Raw genomic sequence first — 2,392 nt, 5'->3', positions numbered from 1 at the left:
GGACGGCTCGTTCCCGGAGGGTGTCGAAGGTCTGTGGGGAGCGGGGCTCGTCTTACGCGCTCTTGCGACCTTCATCGAGAAGCGCGCGAAGTTCCTGCCGATCCAGGTCGCGCCGGATCAGATCGCGCACATATTCGCTCGCAGTGCCGTAGCCGCGTGCCTTGGCCTGAGCGTCCACTGCTTAGCGCATGTCATCCGGCAAGGAGATATTCATCGTAACCATGCGAGCAAATTGAGGACTTCGGCAAATTTTAGCAAGACGACGGGTTGATGCCGGCCGAGGGCGGGCTGCCCGGATCAAGCGCAGGAAGTGGCTACATTCTTATCTAAGGGGGTCTGTCGCCAGCGCGCTCAGCCTCGTTGACGGCCTTTGTCGTTTAACAGAAAGCGCCTTCTATGGACGGCGTGACGACCCGAAAAAATATGCGCGCAGGTCGCGAAAAAAATTGCGCGCGGAACGCAGCTAAGTCCTTGATCCCCCGCGTGCCAGACGAAAAAATATGCGCGCCCCTACAGCGATGTAGGGAAGCGGGTAAAATTGCGTGGCGCGCATAAGTTTGCGCGTCGCGGATGCAGCCAAGCATTCTGATATCCTGTTAATTCAACAACTTATTTGATTCACTCAAATACGGAGGGCCTATAGGATCGCGCCAGGCTTGCCGCCTCCCCCTTCAAATCCGAGTGAACATTCCAATTAGCCTTCAATCACTCTATGCCCATTGCCCATGACATTGGACTGGCCCCTTACCCCCGCCCCAATCAGCTCCGCGTTTTATGTTTACAACTACATTCGCTTAGGGCAGGCGGCCGCTTACGGCCCTAAACTGCCATTCGTTGGACTGATCATTGCTAGGCCGTTGATTCCTCAAACCAGCCATCGGTGGCATCGTGCAGCATAATTTGGCAGGATGAGGTCAGCAGTGCGGGCAAACGTTGCTTTGCAAGACGGTCACTATGGCCCTTGGCAGAACTTAGCTGCAAGCCCCCTGCACGGACTGAACCAATAGCAATGTGACCTGCGAAGGTCGAGCCTTACGCTTGGCCAGCAGCATCCGCACGTTGAGTGCTTCGGTCGCTTACCTAAAACCTTAAACACACAAAAGCAGGAAAAGTTGCTACACCGATATTGATAATGAATATTCATTACCTAAATTGACCATGGCCCGCGGTGAGGATGATAAATGCCCAGAATGAGCAAATCAGAGACCAGAGAAAAGCTCCGCGACGCTTTGGTCGCCGAAGTTGTGGAAAACGGGATTTCCTCGTTAAATGTAGCAGGCATTGTTGCGCGGGCAAAGGTCTCGGCAGGCACGGTCTACGTCCATTTTGAAAACAAGGATGACATGCTCCGGAATGTGTACATGGAGCTTAAGGCAGACTTCCACCACATCGTCACCAAACATCAGGTCGAGACCGACAGCGCGCAACTTGTCCGAAATATGTGGTTTGCGATGTTCGACTTTGTGCGTATCCGCCCGCAGGACTTCCTGTTTCTCGATTATGCGAGTGCTGCAAAGATACTCTCACCAGAGCAACAAGCCATCACAGACAAATATGCCGCTGATATTGCGGCACTCCTAAAACGTGGGGTGGATGACGGCACTTTGGCCGATCTTGATACCAGTCTGCTTTCACTTTTGTTGGTGGCTCCCGCCATGCAGCTCGCACGCAGTGCCGTCCTTTCAGGTCAGAAAACCCCCGAAACACTGATCGAACAGACCTTTGAGCGGGTCTGGCTTTCGATCGCAAAATAGTAATCAAAAGGATCAAACCATGCCGAAAGTTATACTCATCACAGGCACATCCACTGGCCTTGGCGTGGCCACTGCCGTTCAGGCCGCACAGGCCGGACACACCGTGTATGCCACCATGCGCAACACACAAAAACGCGGCACTCTCGATGCGGCTGCACAGGTTGCGGGGGTATCGCTGAACGTGCTGCAACTTGACGTGCAGGATACGGGCTCTGTCAACGCAGCAATCGATACCGTTATTGCCGAACAGGGCCGCATTGATGTGCTGATCAACAACGCTGGCATGGGGTATGTGCGCAGCCTTGAGCAGGCCGAAGAAACTGATATCCAAAAGATCCTCGACATCAACTACACAGGCGTCACGCGCTGCATCAAGGCGGTCATGCCACACATGCGCAAAGCCCGCGCCGGCCATGTGATTAACATCAGTTCTGTCGGTGGCTTGGTTGGTCAGCCGTTCAACGAAATCTACTGCGGCGCGAAATTTGCTGTCGAAGGCCTGACAGAGGCAATGGCCAGCTACATCACCCCAGCGTTCGGCATCCACTTCACCGCCGTTGAGCCAGGCGGCATAGCTTCTGAGTTCGCCAATACGGTGTTGGAGCAAGTCGAACAGACGGGTGGCATGTTGGAGGACC

At 54.4% G+C, this 2,392-nt stretch carries 3 protein-coding genes; all 3 read left to right on the top strand.

The window, feature by feature from the left end; translation table 11 throughout:
• A partial coding sequence (locus B3849_RS14400) for a hypothetical protein (protein ID WP_286780363.1) occupies positions 1–271 on the top strand: 271 nt, incomplete at its 5' end.
• 919 nt (positions 272–1,190) lie between these two features.
• Positions 1,191–1,754, top strand: coding sequence for a TetR/AcrR family transcriptional regulator (locus tag B3849_RS14395; protein WP_286780362.1), 564 nt, complete (start codon positions 1,191–1,193; stop codon positions 1,752–1,754).
• 64 nt (positions 1,755–1,818) lie between these two features.
• A partial coding sequence (locus tag B3849_RS14390) for an SDR family NAD(P)-dependent oxidoreductase (RefSeq protein WP_286780361.1) occupies positions 1,819–2,392 on the top strand: 574 nt, incomplete at its 3' end.

Origin of the sequence: Sulfitobacter sp. UBA4523 (genome assembly GCF_002388305.1) — a bacterium.
Classification (GTDB): Bacteria; Pseudomonadota; Alphaproteobacteria; order Rhodobacterales; family Rhodobacteraceae; genus Sulfitobacter; species Sulfitobacter pontiacus.
This window is presented reverse-complemented; position numbering and strand designations above follow the sequence as displayed.

Coding starts and splice junctions, on each gene's coding strand:
- B3849_RS14395 (WP_286780362.1), top strand. CDS start 1,191: ATGAGCAAATCAGAGACCAGAGAAAAGCTCCGCGACGCTTTGGTCGCC.